6 protein-coding genes are annotated in these 26,056 nt (G+C 63.0%); 5 read left to right on the forward strand and 1 reads right to left on the reverse strand.

What is annotated here, in order from left to right:
• Window positions 1-13: 13 nt before the first annotated feature.
• Window positions 14-1,168 (reverse strand): MFS transporter, encoded by a 1,155-nt coding sequence (locus ACCW71_RS04225; RefSeq protein WP_436369834.1) that lies wholly within the window; start codon window positions 1,166-1,168, stop codon window positions 14-16.
• Between the two features lie 728 nt (window positions 1,169-1,896).
• Here ACCW71_RS04225 and ACCW71_RS04230 point away from each other — a divergent pair.
• From ACCW71_RS04230 to ACCW71_RS04250, 5 genes are all read left to right on the forward strand, one after another.
• Window positions 1,897-18,630, forward strand: a complete 16,734-nt coding sequence (locus ACCW71_RS04230; RefSeq protein ID WP_436369835.1) for an Ig-like domain-containing protein — start codon at window positions 1,897-1,899, stop codon at window positions 18,628-18,630.
• Between the two features lie 359 nt (window positions 18,631-18,989).
• Window positions 18,990-20,597, forward strand: a complete 1,608-nt coding sequence (locus ACCW71_RS04235; protein WP_436369836.1) for an Ig-like domain-containing protein — start codon at window positions 18,990-18,992, stop codon at window positions 20,595-20,597.
• Between the two features lie 304 nt (window positions 20,598-20,901).
• Complete coding sequence (locus tag ACCW71_RS04240; protein ID WP_436369837.1) at window positions 20,902-22,257, forward strand: TolC family outer membrane protein; 1,356 nt, start codon at window positions 20,902-20,904, stop codon at window positions 22,255-22,257.
• Window positions 22,258-22,273: 16 nt separating this feature from the next.
• Window positions 22,274-24,412, forward strand: coding sequence for a type I secretion system permease/ATPase (locus ACCW71_RS04245; protein ID WP_436369838.1), 2,139 nt, complete (start codon window positions 22,274-22,276; stop codon window positions 24,410-24,412).
• A complete protein-coding gene (locus tag ACCW71_RS04250; protein WP_436369839.1) occupies window positions 24,409-25,578 on the forward strand; it encodes an HlyD family efflux transporter periplasmic adaptor subunit in 1,170 nt (389 codons plus the stop codon). The genes ACCW71_RS04245 and ACCW71_RS04250 overlap by 4 nt, the downstream gene beginning before the upstream one ends.
• Window positions 25,579-26,056: the final 478 nt, after the last annotated feature.

Here is a 26,056-nt window from a genome sequence, read left to right on the forward strand (position 1 = left end):
TCAGGTACCTGAATTATCGCGCAACTTTTCGCGCACTGGCGGCAACCGCTAACAGCATCAGGGCGATGAGTAAAAATGCGCCGCTGAGGCTGATCCATTGGGAAATGAATCCGATTAAAGCCGGACCTGAGAGAATACCCGCATATCCCAGCGTTGTCATGGCAGAAATCGCCAGGTTCGCGGGCATATCCTGTTGATTCCCGGCGGCATTGAACAGCATCGGCACGGTGTTGGACAGACCAAAGCCCACCAGCAGGAAAGCCAGCAGGGCGATCTCCGGCCACGGCAGCCAGACCGCCAGGCTCATCCCCGCCGCCGCCGTCAATGCGCCGGTCAGCATCACCGGATAACGGCCAAAACGCTGGATGATCTTATCGCCGCTGAAACGGCCCAGCGTCATCGCCACGGAAAAGACCGCATAGCCTAGTCCGGCAAAGGCCGGTGACATCGACGGATTCTGCAACAGCAGCAGCGCGCCCCAGTCCAGTACCGCGCCTTCCGCCAGAAACAGAATAAAGCAGAGTGCACCGAGAAAGGCGACCCAGCCGCGCGGGATCACCAGCCACGGCTGATCGGGCTGATGCAGGCGTTCATTCATTAATGTCGGTAAGCGCCACAGCAGCAGCAGCACGATCACCGCCATGATACCCATAATGGCGTTGAGCGGTGTGAAGCCCTGGCTCAGCAGCAGGCTGACCGTACCCGCCCCCAGAATGCCTCCCAGGCTGAAAAAACCATGAAAGCCCGACATCATCGGCTTGTCAGCCAACTGCTCGACCTGCACCGCCTGGTAATTCATCGCCACGTCCAGCATCCCCAGCCCGGCACCAAACAGCATCAGCGCGCCCGCCATCAGCAGATGGGAGTCAGCGGTCGCCAGCAGCGGCATCATCGCCAGCACCAGCAGCGTGGAGAGGCACATCACCCGACGGCAGCCGAAACGCGCCACCAGCGTACCGGTCACCGGCATTGCGGCCAGCGAACCGATGCCAAGACAGAGCAGCAGCGCTCCCAGTGACGCTCCGCTGAGTTGCAGCCGATCGCGGGCAAACGGCACCAGCGGGGCCCAGGCGGACATCGCCAGCCCGTTAATCAGGAATATGGTGCGTGTGCCCCAGTTCAGGCGGCTCTGATGGTGATGTTGTTGTGCGGCGTCCAGTGCGGTCATAGGTCAGATTCATCAGTGGCAAAGCGAAAAAGTGTAGCACCCGCGTGACATCAATGGCCGATGAGCCTGCTGGGGTGCGGCAGCATCAGCTCAGGGTTAACGCCGGGAGTTTACCGACTTTTAACGCGATGCGAATTTTTTCCAGAACTTTCCTGGCGTGCCGGGCTGCGCGTGGCCTGACTTAACCCAAATTTACTCGCTGCTTATCAATCACCTGCCGGTTAGCGCACCCTCTATGCCGGCAAATAAACGCGAGCTGAATCGTTTTATAAGCAAAAACGTTATCCGTTGAACGCGGTGCGGCAGGGGAATTTTTTACCTTTTTCGCCTCGTTTCAGCGAAACGTCTCGCAATAAATTGACATGAAAAACAAGTATAAAGCTAATCATCAGACATAAATATAACAAGGGTTTCTTATGTTCTTAACCACAAATCATAATGAAATCTGGATATTGAAATTGATTTTTATCGCGGTTACGTTAAAGATTGAATTGTAAAAACCGTTACACTTCGCCTGCATCTGTACAAATTATTCTAACGATAATCGCGCTGCTGTTGGTCTGATTAGGGGTTGATAGCATCGTCTGGCTTTGCCGCTTTTACATCACCGGGTTAAGACGCCTTCTGGATTTCAGAAGGCGAAACAATGTGTGAAGATCGTAATCATAAAATAATTTTATGTTTATGGATTCAGTATATTAGCCAATCTGGTGGAGTAGAGGTTACAAATGGCAGAACTCACGCAAGGCCGTGTGGATATTATCTCGCGCGAAAACGGCACCCTCATTTCGCAGTCTGTTAGCGGTTCATCACAATCCATTAACCTCACCGAGCCCAGCGTGGTCCGCATCAACGGCACCCGCGCCATGGTGACGCAGTATGAACGCCAGGGTAACGATCTGGTGCTGCACATGCGCGACGGCAGCACTGTCCGCTACCAGAAGTTCTTTCTGGATGACGCCAACGGCGAACACAGTGAGCTGGTGTTTGATGATGGGGTCAATCCCCCGGAACATGCGCTGTTCCCGCAGACCGCCACCGCAACCGATCTGGCCGCCGCGCCGGTCACGCCGACCTATGAGTCGCTGGAGAGCGTAGAGCCGTTGCTGCTGGCGGATAATGTCAACGCCACAACCGGCGTCATGACCGCAGCCGGTATCGGCGTGCTGGGTCTGGCCGGGCTGGTTGCTGGCGTGGGGGCCGGTGGCGGCGGAGGTGGCGGTGGCGGGAATGGTGGCGGCAGCGATCCCACTACGCCGGTCACGCCGGGCACACCCACCATCACCCTGAACACCTTTGCCGGCGATAACGTGCTGGATAACAGTGAAAAAGCCAGCGATCAGCTGATCAGCGGCAGCACCAGCAATGTCGAAGCGGGTCAGGTGGTCACCGTCACGCTGGGCGGCCAGAGCTATAACACCACCGTCGCGGCTGACGGCAGCTGGAGCGTCACCCTGCCTGCCGCCGCGCTGGCGGCGCTGGCCGCTGGCACCACCACGCTTTCCGTCAGCGTGAACAACGCCGCAGGCGCGGCCGCCTCTGCCAGCCTCACGATTCAGGTTCAGTCGCCCGACACCCCGCCCGATGCGCCCCGCCTGACCCTGGATCCCTTTACCGGCGATAACGTGCTGGATAACAGCGAAAAAGCCAGCGATCAGCTGATTAGCGGCCGCACCAGCAATGTCGAGGCGGGCCAGATTGTCACCGTCACGCTTGGCGGCCAGAGCTACAGCGGCAGCGTCGCCGCCGACGGCAGCTGGCGCATTACCCTGCCGGCCGATGCGCTGAGCGCGCTGGCCGCCGGTAACACCACGCTGACCGCGAGCGTTGCCAACGCGGCGGGAGCCGTAGTCAGCGACAGCCTGACCCTCAGCGTGGCGTCACCGGTGACGCCGCCAGGCTCGCCGGTTATCACCATCAATCAATTTGCCGGTGACGACATCCTGAGCAATGCCGAAAAAAACAGTGACCAGCTGCTGAGCGGCGGCAGCCAGAATGTTGAAGCGGGGCAGGTGGTCACCATCACGCTCGGCGATCTGACCTACCGCACGGCGGTGGATGCGCAGGGCAACTGGAGCGTCACGCTGCCACCGGCGGCGCTCAACGCGCTGGCGGCGGGTAACCTGGCGATCTCCGTTGCCGTCACCAACCTCGCCGGAGCTGAAGCCAGCGAGAATCGCGCTATCAGCGTGGAAACGCCGGTCACGCCAGTCCAGCCTGCGGTAACGCTTGACGACTTTACCGGCGACAACCAGCTCAGCAATCAGGAAAAAGCAGCCGATCAGATCGTCAGCGGCAGCACCAGCAACATTGAGCCAGGCCAGGTTGTCACGGTGACGCTGGGCGGCCAGAGCTACACCACCAGCGTACAGTCCGATGGCAGCTGGAGCCTGACGGTGCCGTCAGCGGCGCTGAGCGCGCTGGCCGCAGGCAGCGCCACCCTGATCGTCTCCGTCAGCAGTGCGGCCGGGGACACAGTGACGGCGACCCTGCCTATCACAGTGGAAGCACCGGCAACCCAGCCGGGTGAACCCTCCCTGACGATCGATGCTTTTACCAGCGACAATGTTTTAAGCAATGATGAGAAGCTGGAAGCGCAGCCGGTGACCGGCACCACCACCAGTGTGGAAGCGGGTCAGATTGTGACGGTGACGCTGGGTGGTCAGAGCTACAGCGGCGTGGTCGGCAGTGACGGCCGCTGGAATATCGCGATCCCGGCCGATGCGCTGAACGCGCTGGCGGCGGGAAACACCACCCTCAGCGCCTCGGTCAGCAACGCCGCGGGCACAGTGGCCAGCGGGTCGCAGATCATCAGCGTCGAAGCGCCGCTGACCGCACCCGGTGAGCCCACCATCACTCTCAATCAGTTCGCCACCGATGACGTGCTGAGTAACGATGAGAAAGCCAGCGATCAGCTGCTGAGCGGCAGCACCACCAACGTCGAAGCGGGCCAGCTTGTCACCGTGACGCTGGGTGGTCAGAGCTACAGCGCCACGGTCGGCAGTGACGGTAACTGGAGCCTGACGGTGCCCGCCAGCGCGCTGGCGGCACTGGCGGCTGGCAGCGCCACCATCGCGGCCAGCGTCAGCAGCCAGGCAGGGGTCACCGCGACTGAAAGTCGGGTGATTGCAGTGGAAGCGTCACCGCAACCTGGCGTACCGACGGTAACCATTGATCTGTTTGCCGGTGACGATCTGCTGGATAACAGCGAGAAAGCGCAGGATCAGACGCTGTCAGGCACTAGCACCAATGTTGAAGCGGGCCAGACGGTCACTATCACCCTCGGCGGCGCAACCTACAGCGCCCTGGTCACGGCGGATGGCAGCTGGAGCACCTCCATCCCCGCCGCCGCCCTCAGTGCGCTGGCGGCGGGCAGCGCCACCATCGCCGTCAGCGTGACCAGCGTCGCGGGCGGGGCTGCCAGCGACAGCCGCGAGATCAACGTCGCGCCCGCGCCGGGTGAGCCGGGCATCGTGACCATTAATGAGCCGCTCAGCCAGGATGGTTTCCTCAATCAGCAGGAGATCGGCAGCGATCTTATCATCAGCGGCTCAGCGGTTGGCGTGACGCCGGGCCAGACGGTCCGGGTTGATTTCAACGGCGTCAGCTATAACGGCGTAGTCAGCAGCAATGGTCTCTGGAGCGTCACCGTTCCGGCCAGCGATCTCACCGGCATCAGCGACGGCGTAAAACTGATTTCCGTCACCACCACCGATGCCACAGGCGCGCAGCTTACCGATTCAGCGCCGCTGACGGTGGTCGCCAGCAACCTGCCGCAGATCGCACTGAATCAGAATGCTTTCAGCGACGGCATCCTCAACCAGACAGAGGCGGGCAGTGACCAGCTGCTCAGCGGCAGCACCGGCAAGGCGGTAGCGGGCCAGCAGGTCGAACTGACCCTCAACGGCAAAACTTACAGCACCCCCGTCAATAGCGACGGCAGCTGGAGCCTGACGCTGCCCGCCAGCGATCTCGGCTTACTGCCGCAGGGGGCAAACAGCCTGATCGTCACCGCGATCGATGAAGCGGGCAATCGGGTGGCGCAGACGCTGGACTTCAGCGTCAGTACGCTGCCGCCGAACCTGATTGTGGCGGCGGTGGCGGGCGGTGACGGCATTCTCAACAGCGCCGAGGTGGCCGCTGGCGTGCCGGTCAGCGGCTCCGGGGCCAGACCGGACGAAGTGGTGACGGTCACGATCAACAACCAGCGTTACAGCAGCACGGTCGATGAGCTGGGGAACTGGACGGTGGATCTGCCGCCAGCGGCGCTTCAGACCCTGGCGGATGGCAGCAGCTACACGCTGGGCGTCACCCTGACTGACGCCAGCGGCAACAGCGTTACCCAGACCCAGACGCTGGCGGTCAGCACCCGGCTGCCGGTGGCGACCGTCACAACGCCCGGCGGTGACGGCGTACTCACCAATGGCGATCTGACGCAGCCGCTGCTGATTAGCGGCAGCGGCACTGCGGGCGACCGGGTGACGGTGCAGCTCAATGACAAGAGTTATAACGCCCTCATTGATGGCAATGGCAACTGGAGCATTGCGGTGCCGGTCGCCGATCTCACGACGCTGACCAATCAGACCTACCCGGTGGGAGTGACGGTGACTGATGCGGCGGGCAACAGCAGCCAGCAGTCCACGGAACTGCGGGTCGCGACGGCACAGCCCACGCTGATCCTCGACCCTCTCAGTGATGATGGCGCGATCAACGTCAGCGATGCGCAGCAGCCGCTGATTGTCAGCGGCAGCGGCGATGTGGGTGACACCATCCGCGTCTCGCTCAATAACCAGAGTTACATCACCCTGGTGGGAGAGGATGGCCGCTGGAGCCTCAGCGTGCCCGCCGCCGATCTGGCGGCGGTGCCCAACGGGACGCAGCCGGTCACGGTGGTCGCCACCGACAGTGACGGCAATATCAATCAGATCGGCAGCACGCTGATCTTTGCCACCACGCCGCCGCCGCTGACGCTCGCCACACCAGGCAGCGACGGCTACATCAATATCGCCGAACATAGTCAGGATCTCACCCTCAGCGGACGTGGCGGCAGCCAGGGCGACAGCGTCTCGGTCAGCTTTAACGGCGCGACCTACACCACCACGGTTGACGGCAACGGCGAGTGGCGGGTAACGGTGCCCGCGGCGATCGTTAACCAGCTGGGCGACGCGGTCTACCCGATCAGCGTGCTTCTCAGCGACAGCTATGGCAACAGCACCACGCTGCTTTCCGATGTCACAGTGCTGGCCGCCAACCCGCCGGTGCTGACCATCAATCCGGTCACCAGCGATAATCAGGTTGATAGCGCGGAACAGCTCAGCGACATTCTGGTCACCGGCAGCGTCAGCGGCGTGCCTGCTGGTCAGCCCGTGCTGCTGACCCTGAATGGCCAGTCTTACGATGGCGTGGTCGAGGCGGGCGGAAACTGGCGCGTCACGCTGCCCGCCGGATCGCTGGGCGGCGCGGGCGAGAAAACCTTTACGGTGGCGATCCTCGACCCCGCCGGTAATCTGGCGCAGCCTGCGCAGGGGCAGTTTAGCGTGGTCACCAGCGACGCGCCGCTGCTGGCGATTGCGCCGGTCAGTGACGACAACGCGCTGAACGGAATTGAAGCCCAGAGCGATCTTATCCTCAGCGGCAGTTCCGCTAACCTGCCGGTCAACAGCCCGATCGCTGTCACGCTGGTGCCGGGCGGCACGGTTTACAGCACGGTCACCGATGCCAATGGAGGCTGGACGCTGACCGTGCCAGCCGCCGATCTGGCGAATCTGCCGCAGGGCAACACCACCCTGACCGTGACCTCTGGCGATCTGCAAATCAGCCAGACGCTGCTGGTGGCGACCGCGCCGCTGGCCGCGCCGCAGATCAGCACACCATTCGGTGACGGCATCCTCAACAGCGGCGAAGCGGGCAGTACCCAGATCCTCACCGGCAGCGCCGCGCCGGGCCAGGCGGTCAGCGTGACGCTGGGCGGTGTCACCTATCCCGCCAGCGTGGCGGAGAATGGCGACTGGAGCCTGACGCTGCCACCGGCGGTGCTTCAGAGTCTGGCGCAGGGCAGTAATCCGATTACCGTAACGGCGACCGATCTGGCGGGTAACAGCGCCAGCGTCACCGCACCGCTGACGGTGGATAGCGGGGCACCGGCGCTGACCGTCAACCCGATCGCCACCGATGGCATTATCAACGCGGCCGAAGCCGCCGCCGATCTCACCCTCAGCGGCAGCACCTCGCCGGGCAGCAGCGTTACCCTCGAACTCGGCGGTGTCACCTATAGCGCCACTGTCGCCGCTGACGGCAGCTGGAGCGCGACGCTGCCCGGCGCGGACCTGCAAAGTCTGGCCGACGGTCGTTACGATCTCAGCGTCACCGCAACCAGCGCGGGCGGCAACAGCCTCACCCGTCCGCTTCCGGTCACGGTGGACACCCGCGCGCCGGACTTCAGCCTCAATCCGCCAGCCGGGGATGGGGTGCTGAACAGCGCTGAACAGGCCGCAGGCTTCAGCTTCAGCGGCGCGGGCAGCGAGGGCGATCGCGTCAGCCTGACGCTGAACGGCGTCACCTACAGTGGCAGCGTGGATGGCAACGGGGAGTGGACGCTGGCGGTTCCGCCAGCGGCGCTGGCCGCCCTGACCAATGGCAGCAGCTATCCGGTGGTGGTCACGGTCACCGACAGTGCCGGTAACAGCAGCAGCCAGCAGAGTGCGCTGACGGTCGCCACCACACCTCCTCCGCTGCGGGTCGAGCCGGTCAGCGGAGACAACGCCCTGAACCGCACCGAGCTGCTACAGCCGCTGGAGGTGAGCGGCAGCGGTCAGAATGGCGATCGGGTCACGGTCGAGCTGAATGGCAGACTCTACAGCACCACCGTCGGGGTCAACGGTCAGTGGAGCCTGCAAATCGCCTCGGGCGATCTGGCGGCGCTGCCCGCGGGCAGTAACCCGCTGACCGTCACTGAAATCAGTCCCAATGGCAACCAGGCGAGTCAGGTGGTCGATCTGAATGTCGCCACCAGCCCGGCGCTACAGCCCGCGCTGACGGTCGACAGCGCCAGCTTTGCCGATGACGGCATCGTCACGGCGGCGGAACAGTTGCAGCCGCTTGTTGTGCGCGGCAGCAGCAGCAACGTCGAAGCGGGCCAGTCAGTTACGCTGACCCTGAACGGCACCACCTACAGCGCGGAGGTCAATGCCAGCGGCAGCTGGAGCATCACGCTGCCCGCCGGTGCATTGGCTGAGCTGGGAGAGGGCAGCCAGACGCTGACGGTCAGTGTGATTAACGCGGTGGGTAACAGCGCCAGCAGCCCGCTTAACTTCACGGTGGACAATACCCGGCCAGCAATCGCCTTTGCCCCTATCGCTGAGGATAACTACCTCAATGCGGGCGAGCTGGCTAACGAGGTGGTCGTCAGCGGCAGCACCAGCGGTCTGCCGGCGGGCAGCCTGGTCACCGTTGTCGCCAACGGCACGACGCTGACCACCAGCCTGGCGGCAGACGGCAGCTGGAGCCTGACGTTACCGGCGGGCACCTTTAGCGGCGCAGCCGACGGTGCGCAGACGGTCACAGCCACTATCACCGACGCCAGCGGAACGCCACTGGCCAGCAGCGACACCACGCTGACCGTTCTCGCCAGCGCGCTGCCGGTGGCGACCCCCGGCGTCGCCTTTGACGATGGCATTCTCAACGGTGCGGCGGCGGCAAGCGGCGGTACCATTGCCGGCAACACCGGCGTCAGCGGCGACGGGCAGCGCGTCAGCGTGACGCTGGCGGATGTCAGTTACAGCGGCACGGTAGATAGCGCAGGCAACTGGCAGGTGTCGATTCCGGCGCAGGCGTTGTCTGCGCTGCCGCAGGGCGACACGCCTTACACCGTGCAGGTCAGCGATGTGGCGGGCAACAGCAGCCAGGCGGCTGGCAGCCTGCTGGTGGATACGCTGCCACCGGCGCTCAATTTCACTACCCCCTCGGACGGGATCATCAACGCGGCGGAAAGTCAGCAGCCACTGACGCTGAGCGGCAGCAGCGAGGGCAACGCGCTGATTGTGGCCAGTTTTAACGGCACCAGCCTGACCACCACCGCCGATATTAACGGCAACTGGTCACTGCAACTGCCCGCCACGGCCTATAGCGGGCTGGGCAATGGCAGCTATCCGCTGACCGTGACCGCCAGCGACGCGGCGGGCAACCTCACCACCACCACCCGCGATCTGACGCTGAAGGTTGAGGCGGCCAGCCTGCCAACCCTGACGCTGGAGACCTTTGCCGGTAACAACGTGGTGGATGGCGCAGAGCGGCTCACCGATCAACGCCTGAGCGGCACCACTACCAACGTGGAAGCGGGTCAGCTGGTCACTGTGACCCTGGAAGGCACGGTCTACACGGCCAGGGTAGAGGCCAGCGGAGCGTGGAGTCTGATCGTGCCCGCGGGCGCGCTGGCTGCCCTCGCTGACGGCAGCGCCAGCTTTACCGTGGCGGTCAGCGATCGGGCGGGCAACAGCACCAGCGATACGCTGACCTTTGCTATCAACAGCACAGCCTCCGGCCTGGCGCTGGATGCGATCGCGGGCGATAACTTCCTCAACGCCCAGGAGCGCGGCGAGGCGCTGATCGTCACCGGCAGTTCGGTCAATGTGCCGGTGGGCAGCACGGTCACGCTGTTGTTCAACGACAGCCGCTATACCGCCGAGGTCTCTGAGAATGGCCGCTGGAGCGTGATCGTTCCGGCTGAGGCGCTGGCAACCTTAGCGGATGGGGCGTATACCCTGACGGTCACCGCCACTGACAGCGGCGGGGCAACGCTTAGCAGCGACGCCACGCTCAACGTGCTGGCGACCACGCTGCCGCAGCCGCTGATCCTCTCGACGCTGGGCGACGGCACGCTCAACAGCAGCGACATCACCACCCCACAAACCCTGAGCGGCACCACGGGTGTGACCGGGGATGGTCAGAGCGTCAGCCTGCTGCTGAATGGCGTCACCTACAACGGCACGGTCGACAGCAATGGCAACTGGCAGGTTAATGTACCGGTGACGGCGCTGGCCGATCTGCCGCAGGAGACGCTGAGCTACAGCGTGACGGTGCAGGATGCGGCGGGCAACCGCGGCAGCAGTGAGGGCAGCGTCAGGGTCGATCTCTCGGCACCTGCGCTCTCGCTGAACGCGGTGGCGGGCGATGACATCGTCAACCTCGCGGAAAGCGGCGCACCGATCCTGCTGAGCGGCAGCAGTGATGCTGAAGTGGGGCAACCGGTCACTATTACCCTGAACAATCAGCTCTGGACCACCACCGTCACGCCGCAGGGGGAGTGGAGTCTGACGCTGCCTGCCGGGGCGCTGGCCGGTATTCCTGATGGCTCTTATACCCTGACCGTGACGGTGCGTGATACGGCGGGCAACCTGACCACCGAAACGCGGGAGATCAACGTGGCGACCGGCGCACTGTCGGTCAGCATCGATACCCCGTTCGGCGATGGCTATCTCAATCTTGCGGAATCGGCCAGCAGCCAGACGCTCAGCGGCAGCACCGGTGTCACCGGCGCGGGCCAGAGCGTCAGCGTGACGCTGGGCGACAACGACTATTCCGCCACGGTCGATGCCCAGGGAAACTGGACGCTGACCTTAACGCCAGAGCAGCTCCAGACGCTGGATGAGGGCATCACCACGCTGCTGGTCAGCGTCAGCGATGCCGCCGGTAACAGCGGATCGCTGAGCAGCAGCATCACTGTCGATCGCACCCCGCCAGTGCTGAGCATCAACCCTGTCAGCGGCGATAACATCATTAACTCGCTGGAGGTGCTGGAAGCGGTGGCCATCAGCGGCACCGCCCCGGCAGCGGACGCCGGACAGACGGTGACCGTCAGCTTCCAGAACGTTGACTACACCACCCAGGTGCTCTCTGACGGCAGCTGGCAGCTGACGCTGCCCGCCAGCGTGATGCAGGGGCTGGCGGATGGCAGCTACCCGGTCGGCGTCACGCTGATTGATGCGGCGGGCAACCCGGCCAGCACCAGCCAGACCCTGACCCTGGCGGCGAGCAGCAGCCTGCCGACCCTGACCATCGGCACCATCAGCGGCGATAACTTCGTCAACCAGGCGGAGGCGGGCCAGGATCTCACCATCAGTGGCGGCAGCACCAATCTGGCGGAGGGCCAGCCGGTGACGGTGACGCTGAATAATATCGACTACCGTGGCACGGTGGTGGCGGGTGGTGGCTGGACCGTCACCGTACCGGCGGCCGATGTCGGCAATCTGCCGGACGGCGATCAGCTGCTGGTGGTGGTCTCGGCGGATGCGGTCGGTAATCCGGCCAGCGACAGCAGCACGCTGGTGGTCCTCGCCAGTCCGCAGGTTCAGCCTACCCTGACCCTCGATGTGGTAGCGGGCGATGATGTGATCAATGCCCGCGAGGCGGCTGAGGATGTGACGCTCAGCGGCAGCAGCACCTTACTGGCGGCGGGCACGCCGGTCACGGTCTCGTTTAATGGCACCGACTACAGCACCACGCTTGACGACGATGGCAACTGGACGCTGAGCCTGCCGGCCAGCGCGTTCACCGATGTGGCCGCAGGCAGCACCCAGACCTTTACCGCGACCGCCGCCGATGTGGCCGGCAACCCGGCGACGGCGAGCCAGCAGGTGACGTTCAGCACCACGCCGCCGCCGCTGACAGCGATCAGCGTCAGCGCCGGGGAGAGCCTCAACCTGGCGGAGTCGTTACAGGATCTCACCCTCAGCGGCACCACCGCGGGCAATCTGCCGGTGACGGTGACGCTCAACAACGTCTCCTACAGCAGCACGGCAGACGGGGAGGGCAACTGGTCTGTCACTATTCCGGCGGCCGATTTGCAACAGCTGGCTGACGGAGCCAATACCTTTACCATCTCGGTCACTGACGCGGCGGGCAACATCACCACCGACACCACTACCTCGCTGAATGTGGCCTTTAACACCCTGCCAACGCTGACGCTGAATACGCCATTTGGCGATGCGCTGGTCAGCGCCGCCGATGCCGCCGGGACGTTAATCCTGAGCGGCGACAGCAGTAATCTGCCGGAGGGCAGCCCGGTGACGGTCAGCATCGGCGATCAGCGTTTCAGCACCACCATCGCCGATGGCGGCTGGACGCTGAATCTGGCCGCGGGCGCGCTGGCCGCGTTGCCGGATGGCGTGACCCAGGTGGTGGTCAGCGCCGTGGATGCGGCCGGGAATCCGGCCGGGGCCACCGCACCGGTGGAGATCCTCAAAACGCTGCCTGCCGCTCCGGTCTTTGCGGAGACGCTGTTTGGCGACAACGTGATCAACATTGACGAGGCGGGGGTCGTTCAGCAGGTGACCGGCACCACCGGTGCGGGCCAGTCGGTCCGCGTCACGGTCGGCGACAGCAACATCCCGCTGGCGGTGACGGTGGATGAGAATGGCAACTGGAGCGCCAGCCTGACGCCGGCGATCATCGCCAGCCTGGGGACGGGTAGCCAGACCCTGACGGTGGTGACCACCGATCGGGCCGGGAACAGCAGCGAGGCGACCCAGACCTTCCTCGCCGCCCTTACGCCGATTGCCGAACCGACGCTGGATACGCCGTTTACGGACGGGCGACTCAATGCCGCAGAAGCGGCGGCGGGTGGCTCCCTGAGCGGGGCGGTCAACGCGCCGAATGCGGATGCGGTCACTGTGACCGTCAATGGCACCCTCTACACCGCCACGCTCAGTGAGGACAATACACGCTGGTCGCTGACGCTGCCGCCAGCGTTGTTGCAGTCGCTACCTGATGGCAACTGGCCGGTGGTGGTGACGGTCACGGATGGCGACGGCAACCGCGCCAGCACCGGCGGCAATCTGCTGGTGGCGATCAATGCGCTACCGGACGTTACGCTGAACCTGCCGTTTGGCGACGGGGCGCTGAACGCGACTGAAGCGGGCAGCGAGCAGATCCTCACCGGCGCTACCGGTATTAGCGGCGCGGGTCAGACGGTGAATGTCGTGATCGCTGGCTTTAATAACGATCAGCCGCTGGCCGCCACGGTGCAGACCGATGGCCGCTGGTCGCTGACCCTGACGCCTGAGCAACTCGCCACCTTTACCAGCGGCACCCACACCATTACCGTCACCGCCAGCGATATTGCTGGCAACAGCGACAGCACAACGCTGGATGTGGTGACGGCGGTGACGCCGCCGGTGCCGACCTTCACCGCCGGGGCATTTGGCGCAGACAACCTGCTGAACATCAGTGAAGCGGCGGCGGGCGTGACCCTGACCGGCACCACCGGCAGCACCGGCGCGAATCAGGCGGTCAGCATCACCGTTGACCTTAACGGCAGCCGCTACGCCGGCACGGTGGCGAGCGACGGTAGCTGGAGCGTGGCGATCCCGGCCAACGCGCTTAACTCGCTGGGCGATGGTCCGCAGACGCTGACGGTTAACGTGGTGGATGCGGCGGGCAACAGCGGCACGGCGCAGCTGGCCTTCACCAGCGATCTCACTGCGCCGCAGCCCACCGTCGATCCGGGATTCTTTGGCGGTTATATCAACAGTGAGAATGTCGCCGCAGGCATTATCCTCAGCGGGACAACCGGGGAAACCGGCGCGAACCAGCGCGTGCAGGTGGCGTTTGGCGGCACGGTCTATAACGCCCAGGTGGCGGCCGATGGCAGCTGGACGCTGCCGCTCTCCAGCGCGGTGCTCTCCGATCTGGCCGATAACCGCTATCCGGTGACGATAACGGCGACCGATGCGGCGGGCAACAGCAGCAGCATCGACAGCTCGCTGCTGCTCGACACTACGCCACCGCTGTTGAGTATCGCGGACTTTACCGGCGACAACCTGCTGAGCTACGCCGAGAGCATTCAGCCGCAGCTGCTGAGCGGCAGCGCAACGGGAGCGGAGCCGGGCAGCGTGGTCACCGTCTCGCTGGGTGAAACGCTGCTGGGCTCCGCGCTGGTCGATGCCAGCGGCAACTGGAGCCTGGCGCTGACGCCAGAGCAGATGGCGACCTTTACCACCCCGACCACTCTGACGCTGGCGGTCAGCGATCTGGCGGGCAATGTGGCCACTGGCGAAGTGACCTTCGCCGTTGACCTCAATCCGCCACCCGGACCGCTGGTGACGCTGGGTACGGTGTCAGGCGATAACATCATCAGCACTCTCGATCAGGCGGGTGGCGTGGTGGTCAGCGGCACTTACGCCAATCTGGGCGCAGCGGGCACGGTGACCCTGGTGATCAACGGTGAGAGCTACGCCACCACGCTGGACGGGGCGGGCAACTGGTCAACCGCGGCCCTGCCGGTGAGCGCCTTTGGCGACGCCGATGGCAGCGCCACCATCACGGTCACCGCCACTGACGGCAGCGACACGGTGACTACCAGCGGCAGCGTGCTGATCGATCTCACGCCACCGGCGCTGACCCTGGATGCCTTTACCGGCGATAACCGTGTGAACGGCAGTGAAGCGGCTGCCAGTCAGGTGATCAGCGGCACCGCCGACAGCGCCGAAGTGGGGCGCACGGTGGTCATCACCTTTAACAACAAAACCTACAGTGCGCGGGTTCAGGGCGACGGCAGCTGGTCTGCCACCGTGCCCGCCAGTGATATGCAGGCGCTAAGCGATGGCAGCACGCCGCAGATTAGCGCGCAGCTGGCGGACGCGGCCGGTAACGTCACCACCGTCAGTCAGACGGTGACGGTGGACAGCAGTGCGCCGCTGGTGGTGGTGGACGCTTTCCTCGGCGATAACCTGATCAACGCGAGCGATGTGGCGCTGAGCCAGCTGCTGACCGGCAGCGCGCGCGGCGCGGAAGGCCAGACCATCGGCCTCTATCTGGGGGACAGCGCCCCGATCGCCACCGCGATTGTCGGCGACGATGGCCGCTGGAGCATTGACATTGCGCCTGAGGTGCTGTCGGGACTCAATGACGGTGCGCTGGTGTTTGGCGTGCGGGTCAGTGACCTGGCCGGTAACCAGACCGACGCCACCCTGACGGTTAACAAACTGGTTAACAGCGCGCTGTCGCTGCTGCTCGACCCGGTGTTTGGCGACAACACCCTCAGCGCGCTGGACACCACGGTCGCGCAGACCCTCTCCGGGGTAGCGACCTCGGCAGGCACCGGGGCCACGGTGTCAGTGGTGCTGGGCGGCACCACGCTTTCCGCCTCGGTGGGTCAGGATGGCAAATGGGCAATTGTTGTGCCGCCGTCGGTGCTGGGAGTGCTGAGCGACGGCGATCTGGCGGTGAACGTTACGCTGACGGATGCGGCGGGCAACACCCGCACCGCCGGTCAAACCGTAACGGCCATCGTCGAGGCGGTGCCGGTGGTCGGGCCGCTCACCGGGCTGTTTGGCGGCGATAACCTGCTGAACATCGCGGAAGCGAGCGCAGGCCAGCTGATTGGCGGCGTGATTGAGAATGCGGCGACGGGGTCGCAGGTCACTGTCACCTTTGGCAGCCGCAGCTACAGCACCACGGTGCAGGCTGGCGGGGCATGGAGCGTTAATCTGCCAGCCAGCGATCTCACCGCGCTGCTGAATGGCAACCTGACGCTGGGCGTCAGCGTGCGCGACCCGGCGGGCAACCTCGCCTCCGGCAGCGCCTCGATTGGCGTCTTTACCCAGACGCCGTCGATCTCGCTGACCGCGCCATTTGGCGATGGCGTGTTGAACCTGGCCGATATTGCTACCGGACAGCTGATCAGCGGGGTGGTGAATAACGTTGCGCAGGGCACCGTTGTGACTCTCTCGCTGGGCAACAGCCAGCTCACCGCCACGGTAGGGGCGGGCGGCGCGTTCAGCGCCACGGTCTCACCGGATATTTTAGGTACGCTGGCGCAGGGCAATCTCACGGTGGGCGCGTCGGTCACCGATGCGGCGGGCAACAGCGCCAGCACCAGCGCTGGTTTCCGGGTCGATACCCTGCTGCCGACCCTGACGGTGAATCCGCTGTTCGGCGACAATCTGCTGAACGCGGCCGACGCGCTGGTGACGCAGGTGATCGGCGGCGTCGCGGGCGGGGCTGAAGCGGGATCGCGCGTGGTGGTCTCGGTGGCGGGGCAGCAGTTTGTCACCGCCACCGATGCTACGGGTAACTTCAGTGTCTCGCTGACGCCTGCGCTGTTACAGGGCCTTGCCGATGGCAATCTGACGGTCGGCGTCAGCGTCACCGACAGCGCCGGTAACACCAGCAGCACCACGGTCGGGGCGCTGGTGGGTATTCACGCGCTGCCGAAGGTGACGCTGAATCCGCTGTTTGGCGATGGGGTACTGAACCTGGCGGAGTCGCTGGTCGCACAGACCATCAGCGGCACGGTGTCGGGGCTGGCGGCTGGCAGCAGCGTCCGGCTGGCGATTGGCAACACCACCGCCACCGCGCTGGTCAACGCCGATGGCAGTTTCTCTACCATCGTCTCGCCTGCGGTACTCTCGACCCTGCTCAACGGCAACTTCACCGTCAGCGCCTCGGTCACCGATCCGGTTGGCAACGTCAGCAGCACCAGCGCAGGCGTCGCGCTGGCACTGGTTCAGCCCACGCTGACGGTCAATACGGTGTTTGGCGATGGGGTGCTGAGCGCGGCGGATCTGGCGTCGAACCAGACCCTGAGCGGCAGTTCCAGCCTCTCCGCGGGCTCTACCGTCAGCGCCACGCTGAATGGCATCACCTACAGCACTAAAGTGGTGAGTGGCGGCGGCTGGAGCATCAGCGTGCCGAAAGCGGATCTGGCCGCCATTACCGACGGCAGCAAAACCGTGACGGTAACCGGCACCGACAGCTACGGCAACGTAGTGAATAGCAGCGGCACGCTCAGCGTGATCAGCCAGAGTACGCCGTTGGTCACCATCACCTCGCTGTTTGGCGACAACGCCCTGAGCGCGCAGGATGTGAAAACGGCGCAGACCATCAGCGGGACCGCCAGCAACGCCGAGGGATCGGTGGTGCGCGTCTCGCTGGGCGGCCAGACCTACAGCACCACGGTCAGCAGCAACGGTAACTGGAGTCTTTCGATTCCCGCGGCAAACCTGGCCGCGATTGCCGATGGCTTGCAGACCGTCACCGCCAGCGTGATTAACGGTGCCGGCAACAGCGGCAGCGTCTCAGCCTCGCTGGGAGTGGTCAGTCATACCACACCGACCGTCACCCTCGGCAGCTTCTTTGGCGGCGACGGCTACCTCAATATTGCCGAAGCCAACACCGCGGAGACCATTAGCGGCACCAGCAGCAACGCGACCGGCGGCACGGTAACGGTAAACCTGGCGGGCAATCTCTTCTCCGCTGCCATTGGCGCGAATGGGGCATGGAGCATCAGCGTGCCCCCGGCCACGCTGAAGTCAATCAGCGATGGCAGCCGGCCGATAACCGTCACGGTCACCGATATTGGCGGTAACAGCGCCACCACCAGCAGCACCTTTACCGCGCTGTCGCACAATCAGCCGGTGGTGGGAGTTGATCCGGTGCTCAGTCTGGTCGGTTCGCTGCTCACCGGCCTGGTGGTGCAGGGCGGATCGCTGAATGCGGCGCAGGGGTCCAAAGTGAGCGTCACGCTGCTGCTCGCCAACGGCAGCAACGGACCGACGCTCAATACCACCACTGACGCGCTGGGACGCTATGCGGTTAACTTCTCACCGTCACTGCTGTCGGTGGGAGGGCTGCTGCTGTCGCTGAATACCCTGGCGAAAGTCTCTATCACTGATGTGGCCGGTAACAGCTACTCCACCACCAACACCCTGCTGCTGGGCGCGCTGCTGCCGGCAACCACCCTGGCCGCCAGCGAGTCGGTGGCGCTCTTCTCCGTCGCGGATGAGAGTGCCAGCCTCGCCAGCGTCAGTGAGGAGACGCAGCACAACAGCAGCAGCGGTGAGGAGAGCCAGGATGCTGTGGTGGTCGCCTCCACCCTGACCATCGACGCGGATAGCGTGACGCCGATCGGCAGCAGCGACAGCGCGCCGGTCAGCGAGACGCCGGTTGCCGCCGCGCCGGTCGCGGAAGAGGTGGGCTACACCATCGGTGGCGTGGTGATCACGCTGGCGGATGGCTCCACGGCGGAAGGGGCGACCGTGACCGGCAGCAGTGGCGCGGATACCGTGACGGTCAGCGACCTTAACTTTACCCATATCGACGGCGGCGCAGGCACCGACACGCTGGTGCTGAACGGCGAGTATCTGAATCTGGATCTCACCGCGCTGGGTCTGAAAGTCGAGCACATTGAGGTGCTCGATCTGGGTAAAACCGGCACCAACTCGGTGAAACTCGATCTCAATGAGGCACTTAACCTGACGGACAGGCAGAGTGATGAGCTGTTGATCAAAGGCGCTGACGGCAGCCAGGTGACGCTGGCTAACGGCAATGGCGGTTTGTGGCAGGTGACCGGTGAGCGGACCATCGACGGCGACACCTTTGAGATCTACCACAACTCAGCCCTGACCAGTGATAACACCCTGGGCGATGTGCTGGTGCAGCATAACCTTCAGGTGCATCTGGTGTAGCGATCGAAAAATATAAGCTATGCTGATAATAACAGCGGGTGCATTAGCACCCGCTTTTTTTTGTTTTAGTCACGTGATAATTGCGATTTCCAGATTATCGCCACTATTCATCAGTGAAACGAAAGATTAGGGTTAGCGCAGCGAACGGCATTACGCCGGGCAATGCGGCAAATCAACGCACTGGCTTTTTTGGTCGCTTTATTGAGCGGCGCATTCATTAATCCTTGTTACCTGCGGGTAACCGGTTCCGACCAGCGGAAACGGGCGGCTTCGGCTGACCCACCCTAAACCTGCCGACATCAATCATCGATTTATCTGATGGTTAGCGTCTGCGTTCCTGCTCTGAACTGAGGTTACCTATGTCACCACGTGATACCTTTCGGGCCGTGCGGCTCGAATCCATTTTCCAGACCGCGCTCAGCGAATTTGCGGTTCCCGATGCCACCCTGTCAGCCACCACGCAGAGGCTGAACCTGCCGATAACCCCTCTGTCGACGGAGACGCTGAGCTTCAGTGCGCTGAGCACGGCTGACCCGACCGCCTCAGCGCCCGCGGCGACGTTGAACAGCCTCGCGCCGACCCTGACGCTGGATAAGGTCAGCGGCGATAACGCGGTGAATATCGCTGAAAGCGTCTATGGCGTTGAGATCCACGGCAGTTCAACCCAGCTGGCGGCTGGCACGCAGCTGACATTGACGCTGGGCGACCGGGTGGAAACGGCCATAGTCGGCGACGACGGGCGCTGGTCCGGTAACTTCCATGAGAGCGATCTTCAGGCGTTAACGGATGGCGTCTACAGCCTGAAAATCAGCGCAACCGACGCGGCGGGTCAGCAGGTGACCGTTGAGCAGCCGCTGACGCTGATCACCCACCGCGAAAGCCTGCCGGACATTTCTTTCGACAAGGTGACCGCGGACGACGTGATCAACCTGGCGGAAACCCAACAGGATCTGCTGCTGAGCGGCACGCTCTCAACCGTGATGCCGGGTCATCAGCTGGTGATCTCCGGTGCCAATGGCAAGGATTATGCGGCCACTATCGCTGAGAATGGCCACTGGCAGGTGGTGATCCCGGCAGCGGAGGTCAGCGCTTTTATCAATACCGGCGAGATCCGGGCCTGGTCGATTGATGGCGCGCATAACTACACCGATGTCACCCATGAGCTGAATATCAAAACCGGTTTCATTCCGGTCTATGTCGAGATGGATATTGGCGGCGATATGACCCTCAACTATCAGGAAGCGCAGCACGATCTCAGCTTCTATGTCGAAGGGGCCAACACCCTGGAGATCAACGGCAAAACCTACCAGCCCGACAGCCAGGGCATGGTGACCATCGCCTCCGGCGATCTGCTGGCGTTGCCCGATGGGCCGGTCGCCGCCACCTTCCATCGCTGGGATGCCTATGGCAACAGCGACAGCCAGACCAACAGCAACCTCTTCAGCGTGGCGGTGCAGCAGCGTCCGGGACTGACGCTGGACACCGCTTTTGGTGACAACCAGATCGACGCCGCCGATGTGAACAGCTGGCATCTGATTCAGGGCAGCGCCACGCATCTGGCCGCTGGCAGCCTGGTGACGCTGACGCTGGGCGATCAGCACTACAGCGCCAGCGTCAAAGCGGATGGCGGCTGGGCGCTGACCATTCCGGCTGGCGGGCTGGCGCCGCTGGAGGATGGCGAATATCAGATGACGGTGAGCGCAAAAGACAGCGCCGGTAATCTGGCCAGTGCCAGCCAGACGATTGAGGTGGTCGCCCATGCGGAGAGCGGCAGCGCCATGAACGCGGAGACGGTGGATCAGGTTCTGGAGAGCTTCAGCCTGACGCAGGCGGCAGACCAGGCCCCGCTGGTTCCGCGTGAGTCCGCCCCGGCTTCGGTTCCCCAGGAGAGCCATGCGCTAACGGAGATGCCCTATACCCTGGCGGATCACCTGATGCAGCATCCTGCCCTTCACCCGCTGGTGTAGTCTTAATCATTAGCAATGTCACTGCCTTTCAGACAGGTCAGTTAAGGCTGTCTGGATTGGCTGCGCTAATTATTATGGTGATAATTTGCGCTATCAGCAGAAAGGTTAGCTTTTTCATCAATATTTAGCAGGAAGAAGCCGCCATTATGATCTAATAATGTTAAATTCCGTTTAGCTACGGCGTGGCTGAACCATAAATAAAATAACGATGTCACTTCGCCTGCCGCGAGCAGTGCCTCTTTTTTGCACCCTTTGTTCACCAGGAATCTGACCATGATGCTAAGCACCCCTGTTGGTAGGAATAATGAACAAAGCGCGATTATGTTGTCTGTTGTGCGCCCTGAGTGGCGTGTTATTGCCCGCGGCGTTTGCCACACCCTTACCCAAAGCGGAATTTAACTGGCGCGCCGCGCCCAGCGAAGAGCAGATCGCCAGCTTAACGCTGCGTGACGCCATTCTCCGCGCCTTTGCCCGTAATCCCAAAATTTCGGAAGCCGCGGCGCAGATCCACATCGGCGAGGGCGATCTTGACGCCGCCCGCAGCGCCTGGTATCCGCAGATCTCACTCCAGGGCGCGGCGGGGCGTTCCCATCAGACCGACTCCGCAGGCAGCCTGAACAACAATGGCTCTGGCGGCATCACCCTCAGTCAGCTGCTGTATGACTTTGGCCGCACCGGCAGCGCCATTGATGAGCAGCACGCCCTCTCTGACGCCTACCGTTTCGGGCTGTTCGACGCCATGACCACCGTGGCGGAAGATACGCTACAGGCTTACCTTGAGGTCAAGCGTTACCAGGCGCTGGCGGAGACGGCGCACACCAACATCGCCTCGCTGGAGCGGGTGCGCGATATTGCCAGGCTGCGCGCCGGAGCCGGACTCAATTCACAATCTGATGTGTTGCAGGCGGAAACCCGCATCGCCGCGATGCAGGCGACGCTGGAGCAGTATCGCGCCCAGCTGCGCTCCGCCACGGCCCGGCTGACGGTGCTGACCGGCGTGGTGCCGGCCACGCTGCCGGAACTGCCGCAGGCGCTGCTGAAGCAGCAGATTACCCTCGACAAAATCGCCTATGAAAGCAGCGCGGCGGTGCGCAGCGCCCAGTCAAAACAGGAGGCCGCGCGTGAGCGGGTGCGTCAGGCGCAGTCCGGTCACTGGCCGACCATCAAAGTGCAGGCGGGCCGCACCCGCTACGAAAACGATCGTCAGTCCTACTGGGATGACGAAGTGCAGTTGCAGGTGGAAGCGCCGCTCTACCAGGGCGGCCTGGTGAATGCCAGAACCCAGTCGGCGGAGGGCGACCGCGAAGCGGCGCAGGCCGCGGTGCGGCAGGCCAAGCTCGCCATCAATCAGAACGCCTCCACCGCCTACGCCGACATGATCGGCGCACAGCACCGCCAGGCGGCCGGGGAAGTGCAGCTGGCCAGCGCCGACCATACCCGCAACGTCTACGCCGATGAGTATCGCCTCAGCAAGCGCAGCCTTAACGATCTGCTCAGCGTGGAACAGGATGTGTTTCAGGCCGACAGCTCACGTATCACCGCGCTCTACGATGGCTGGGACGCTACCGTGCGCTATGCCGCGGCGGTAGACAATCTGCTCGACATCATGGGTATCGACCGCCAGCAAAGCAGCGGCGATCTCCTTCCTTCGCTGCAATAGCGATAAGGCCTGAATAATGACGATGAACACCGATAACTGGATTGCCGCCATGCTGCGCGTCGCCGCGCGCTTCGGTAAACCCGCCGAGGGCAAAACCCTGCGTCAGCAGATGCGCTGGTTTGAACATCTGCCGGTGGCGCAGCAGCTGGAGCGGCTCTCCGGCCTGCTTGGGCTGCATCTGACCATGGTGCCGCAGAACAAACTGCGCTGGCGTCAGGAGATCACGCCGGTGGTGCTGGTGCTGGAGAACAGCAGCGTAGCGGTGCTGGAGAGCATCGATGCAGACGGCAGCGCGCGCTACTGGCTGAGTGAAGGCGGTGATGTGGTGCGGGAGGGGGCGCTGTCGGAGCTGCTGGCCCGGGCGCACGGCGAGGTGGGCGTGATTGGCGTGGCGGCGCGCGGACGGGACGCGCGTATCGACGAATTTATCCAGCCTTATGAGCCGCACTGGTTCTGGAAAAATTTCCGCGGCATGGGCCGCCGCATCACCGAGATCTCGCTGGCCTCAGTGGTCAGCAACGTGCTGGCGCTGGCCGGTATTCTCTTTTCGATGCAGGTCTATGACCGGGTGATCCCGGCGCAGTCACAGGCCACGCTCTGGGTGCTGTTTGTCGGGGTGCTGATCGCCGCCGCCATTGAATATCTGATCCGCCTGATGCGTACCCAGGTCTCGGACCTGATGGGCAAGCGCATCGACCTGAAAGTCTCTGCCATGCTGTTCGCCAGGGCGATGAGCATCCGCAACGAGTCACGGCCAAAATCGACCGGCTCCTTTATTTCACAGCTGCGTGAGATTGATCAGGTGCGCGAGCTGCTCACCTCAACCACGGTGGGGGCGGCGGCCGATCTGCCGTTTGTTATCCTGTTCCTGTTTATTATGTCGTTTATCGGCGGCTGGCTGGTGCTGATCCCGCTGGCGGCGATCCCGTTGATCGTTATTCCGGGCATGCTGGTGCAGATCCCGATGGCGCGGCTGGCAAAAGAGGGGCTGCGCGAGGGTGCGCTGCGCAATGCGGTGCTGGTGGAGACCATCGAAGGCATTGAGGATATTAAGGCGTTGCAGGCGGAACCCTACTTCCAGCGCCAGTGGGAGCAGACCCACGAGGTGAGCGCCGCCATCGGCAATCAGCAGCGGCTCTGGGGCGCACGTCTCACCGGCTGGGCCGCCACCGTGCAGCAGCTCACCTACGCCGGGATGCTGGTGTTTGGCGTCTATCTGGTGCTCGACGCGCAGATCACCACCGGCACGCTGGTCGCCTGTAGCCTGCTTTCCTCGCGAACCATCGCGCCGCTGATGCAGCTCACCATGGTCTTTTCGCGCTGGCAGCACGCTAAGATGGCGATGAAAGGGCTGGATGAGCTGCTGAAAAAGCCGCTCGATCAGCCTGACGCCGCGACGCTGGCGCACTGTCCGACGCTGACCGGCCAGTACGATCTGCGCAACGTGCACTACAGCTATGACGAAGAGAATGAAAAGAATGTGCTCAACGTGCAGCAGTTGCAGATCAAACCGGGCGAGAAGATTGCCATTCTCGGCAAAGTGGGAGCGGGCAAATCGACCCTGCTGAAGATCCTCGCCGGTCAGGCGCTGGCGACCCAGGGCAAGGTGATTGTCGATGGAGTGGATATTGAACGCATCGATCCGGTCGATCTGCGCCGTCAGCTCGGCTGGCTGTCACACGACTCCCGCCTCTTTTTCGGCACGCTGCGACAGAACCTGATGCTGGGCAACCCCCACGCCAGCGAGCAGGAGATGCTTCAGGCGCTGCGCATCAGCGGCGCGCTGTCACTGGTGCAACAGGATGCCGCCAGCCTGGATCGGATTATCAACGAGGGCGGGCGTGGTCTCTCTGGCGGTCAGCGTCAGATGGTGATGCTGAGCCGGATGATCCTGCGCCAGCCGCAGGTGGTGCTGCTGGATGAACCCACCGCGGCGATGGATGAACAGCTGGAGGAGCAGGTGATCCGCCAGCTTCAGGGCTGGATCAGCGGGCGTACGCTGGTGCTGGTCACGCACCGGCCAGCCCTGCTGAAGATGGTTGACCGGATTGTGGTGATGGATAACGGCCGCATCGTCGCAGACGGTCCGCGTGACGAGATCCTGCGCCGCGCCACGGCACCGGCAGCAACCGCGCAAAAAGGAGATGTCGCATGAGCCTGGTAATGATTGATAAAGATCTGGCCCGCCATGAACGCCGCACCTCGGCGATTATCTGGCTCTGCACCGCCGCGCTGGCGATCTTTCTGATCTGGGCGCACTTTGCCATTCTCGATGAGGTGACGGTAGGCACCGGCAAAGTGACGCCCTCCAGCCGCGCCCAGGTGATCGACAGTCTGGATGGCGGCATCGTCAAACAGCTGAATGTGCATGAAGGCGACATCGTGGAGAAAGGGCAGGTGCTGGCCACGCTCGATCCCACGCGCTTTCAGTCTAATTTCGGGGAGGCGCAGGCCAAAGTTCGCACCCTGCGCGCCTCATCTGAGCGGCTGGAGGCGGAGCTGTCAGGCACGCCGCTGACCTTCAGCGCGGAGACCCTGAAGGAGCCGAAGCTGGTAACGCGCGAGCGGCAGCTCTACGAGTCGCGGCGTCGCAACCTGACGGAAACCATCAGCAACCTGCAACAGTCACTGCGGCTGGTTCAGGATGAGCTGCGCCTGACCGAGCCGCTGGTGGCCAAAGGCGCGGCGGGGCAGGTGGAGGTGATCCGTCTGCGCCGCCAGGTCAGTGACCTGCGCGGCAAAATTGATGAGGCGCGTAACGACTATCTGGTCCGCGCCCATGAGGAGCAGGTGAAGAACAATGCGGAGCTGGATGCGCAGTTGCAGGTCGCGGCAGGCAAAGAAGATCAGCTGACGCGCGCCACGCTCTACTCGCCGGTGCGCGGTATCGTGAAGGATATTCAGGTGACCACCGTCGGCGGCGTGCTGGAGCCGGGCGGCAAGCTGATGGAGATCGTGCCGCTGGAAGATCAGCTGCTGATTGAGACGCGGATTAATCCGCGGGATATTGCTTACATCCGCCCCGGTCTGGCGGCGATTGTAAAAGTCACCGCCTATGACTCCTCCATTTATGGCGATCTGCCCGGCGAAGTTGAAACCGTCTCGCCCGATACGTTGCAGGATGAGGTCAAACGCGACCAGTATTACTATCGCGTCTACGTCCGCACCCAGAAAGCGGAGCTGACCAACCGCGCGGGTCGAAAATTCCCGATTGTGCCCGGCATGGTAGCCAATGTGGAAATCAAAACCGGTCAGAAATCGGTGATGGATTATCTGCTTAAGCCTCTGAATAAAGTTAAAGAATCGCTGCGCGAGCGCTGAAAGGCAGCGGCGCAATATTGCTTCAGACGCTTAATTACGGTGATAAATTAACATGGCGGATATTTGCGCTGAGGCCAGGCAAAGCGTGCTGAATTTAACGATATGTGCGGTGAACAGGCGCAGTTAATTTAACCCGCTAAAACAGGTTTACAAAGATATAGCGATGCGGCCAGGCAGGGGCAAAAAAAATGCCGGGCAAACTGCCCGGCGGGAATAAATAAGTTGTACATCTCATTCGGGGAGAATGAAGGTAATAACGGAATAAATGATGATAGCGGGATCTATTCTATTACCTGATAAGCTAAGAGTTTTATCATTCAGTGCTTCAGATTACTCTTATATAAACTGTTGATAACAAACAGATGAAAATCAGATTGGCGATTCGTGCGCTATTTTTATCCATCCGTGCTGGCTAATAGTTCCCCTCAATTTACACTTAGAAATAACTATTTCTACTGATGAAACACTTTTGGCGATT

The sequence above is a fragment of the Pantoea sp. C2G6 genome, from assembly GCF_051336815.1.
Classification (GTDB): domain Bacteria; phylum Pseudomonadota; class Gammaproteobacteria; order Enterobacterales; family Enterobacteriaceae; genus Pantoea.

Coding starts and splice junctions, on each gene's coding strand:
- ACCW71_RS04225 (WP_436369834.1), bottom strand. CDS start 1,168: ATGACCGCACTGGACGCCGCACAACAACATCACCATCAGAGCCGCCTG.
- ACCW71_RS04230 (WP_436369835.1), top strand. CDS start 1,897: ATGGCAGAACTCACGCAAGGCCGTGTGGATATTATCTCGCGCGAAAAC.
- ACCW71_RS04235 (WP_436369836.1), top strand. CDS start 18,990: ATGTCACCACGTGATACCTTTCGGGCCGTGCGGCTCGAATCCATTTTC.
- ACCW71_RS04240 (WP_436369837.1), top strand. CDS start 20,902: ATGAACAAAGCGCGATTATGTTGTCTGTTGTGCGCCCTGAGTGGCGTG.
- ACCW71_RS04245 (WP_436369838.1), top strand. CDS start 22,274: ATGACGATGAACACCGATAACTGGATTGCCGCCATGCTGCGCGTCGCC.
- ACCW71_RS04250 (WP_436369839.1), top strand. CDS start 24,409: ATGAGCCTGGTAATGATTGATAAAGATCTGGCCCGCCATGAACGCCGC.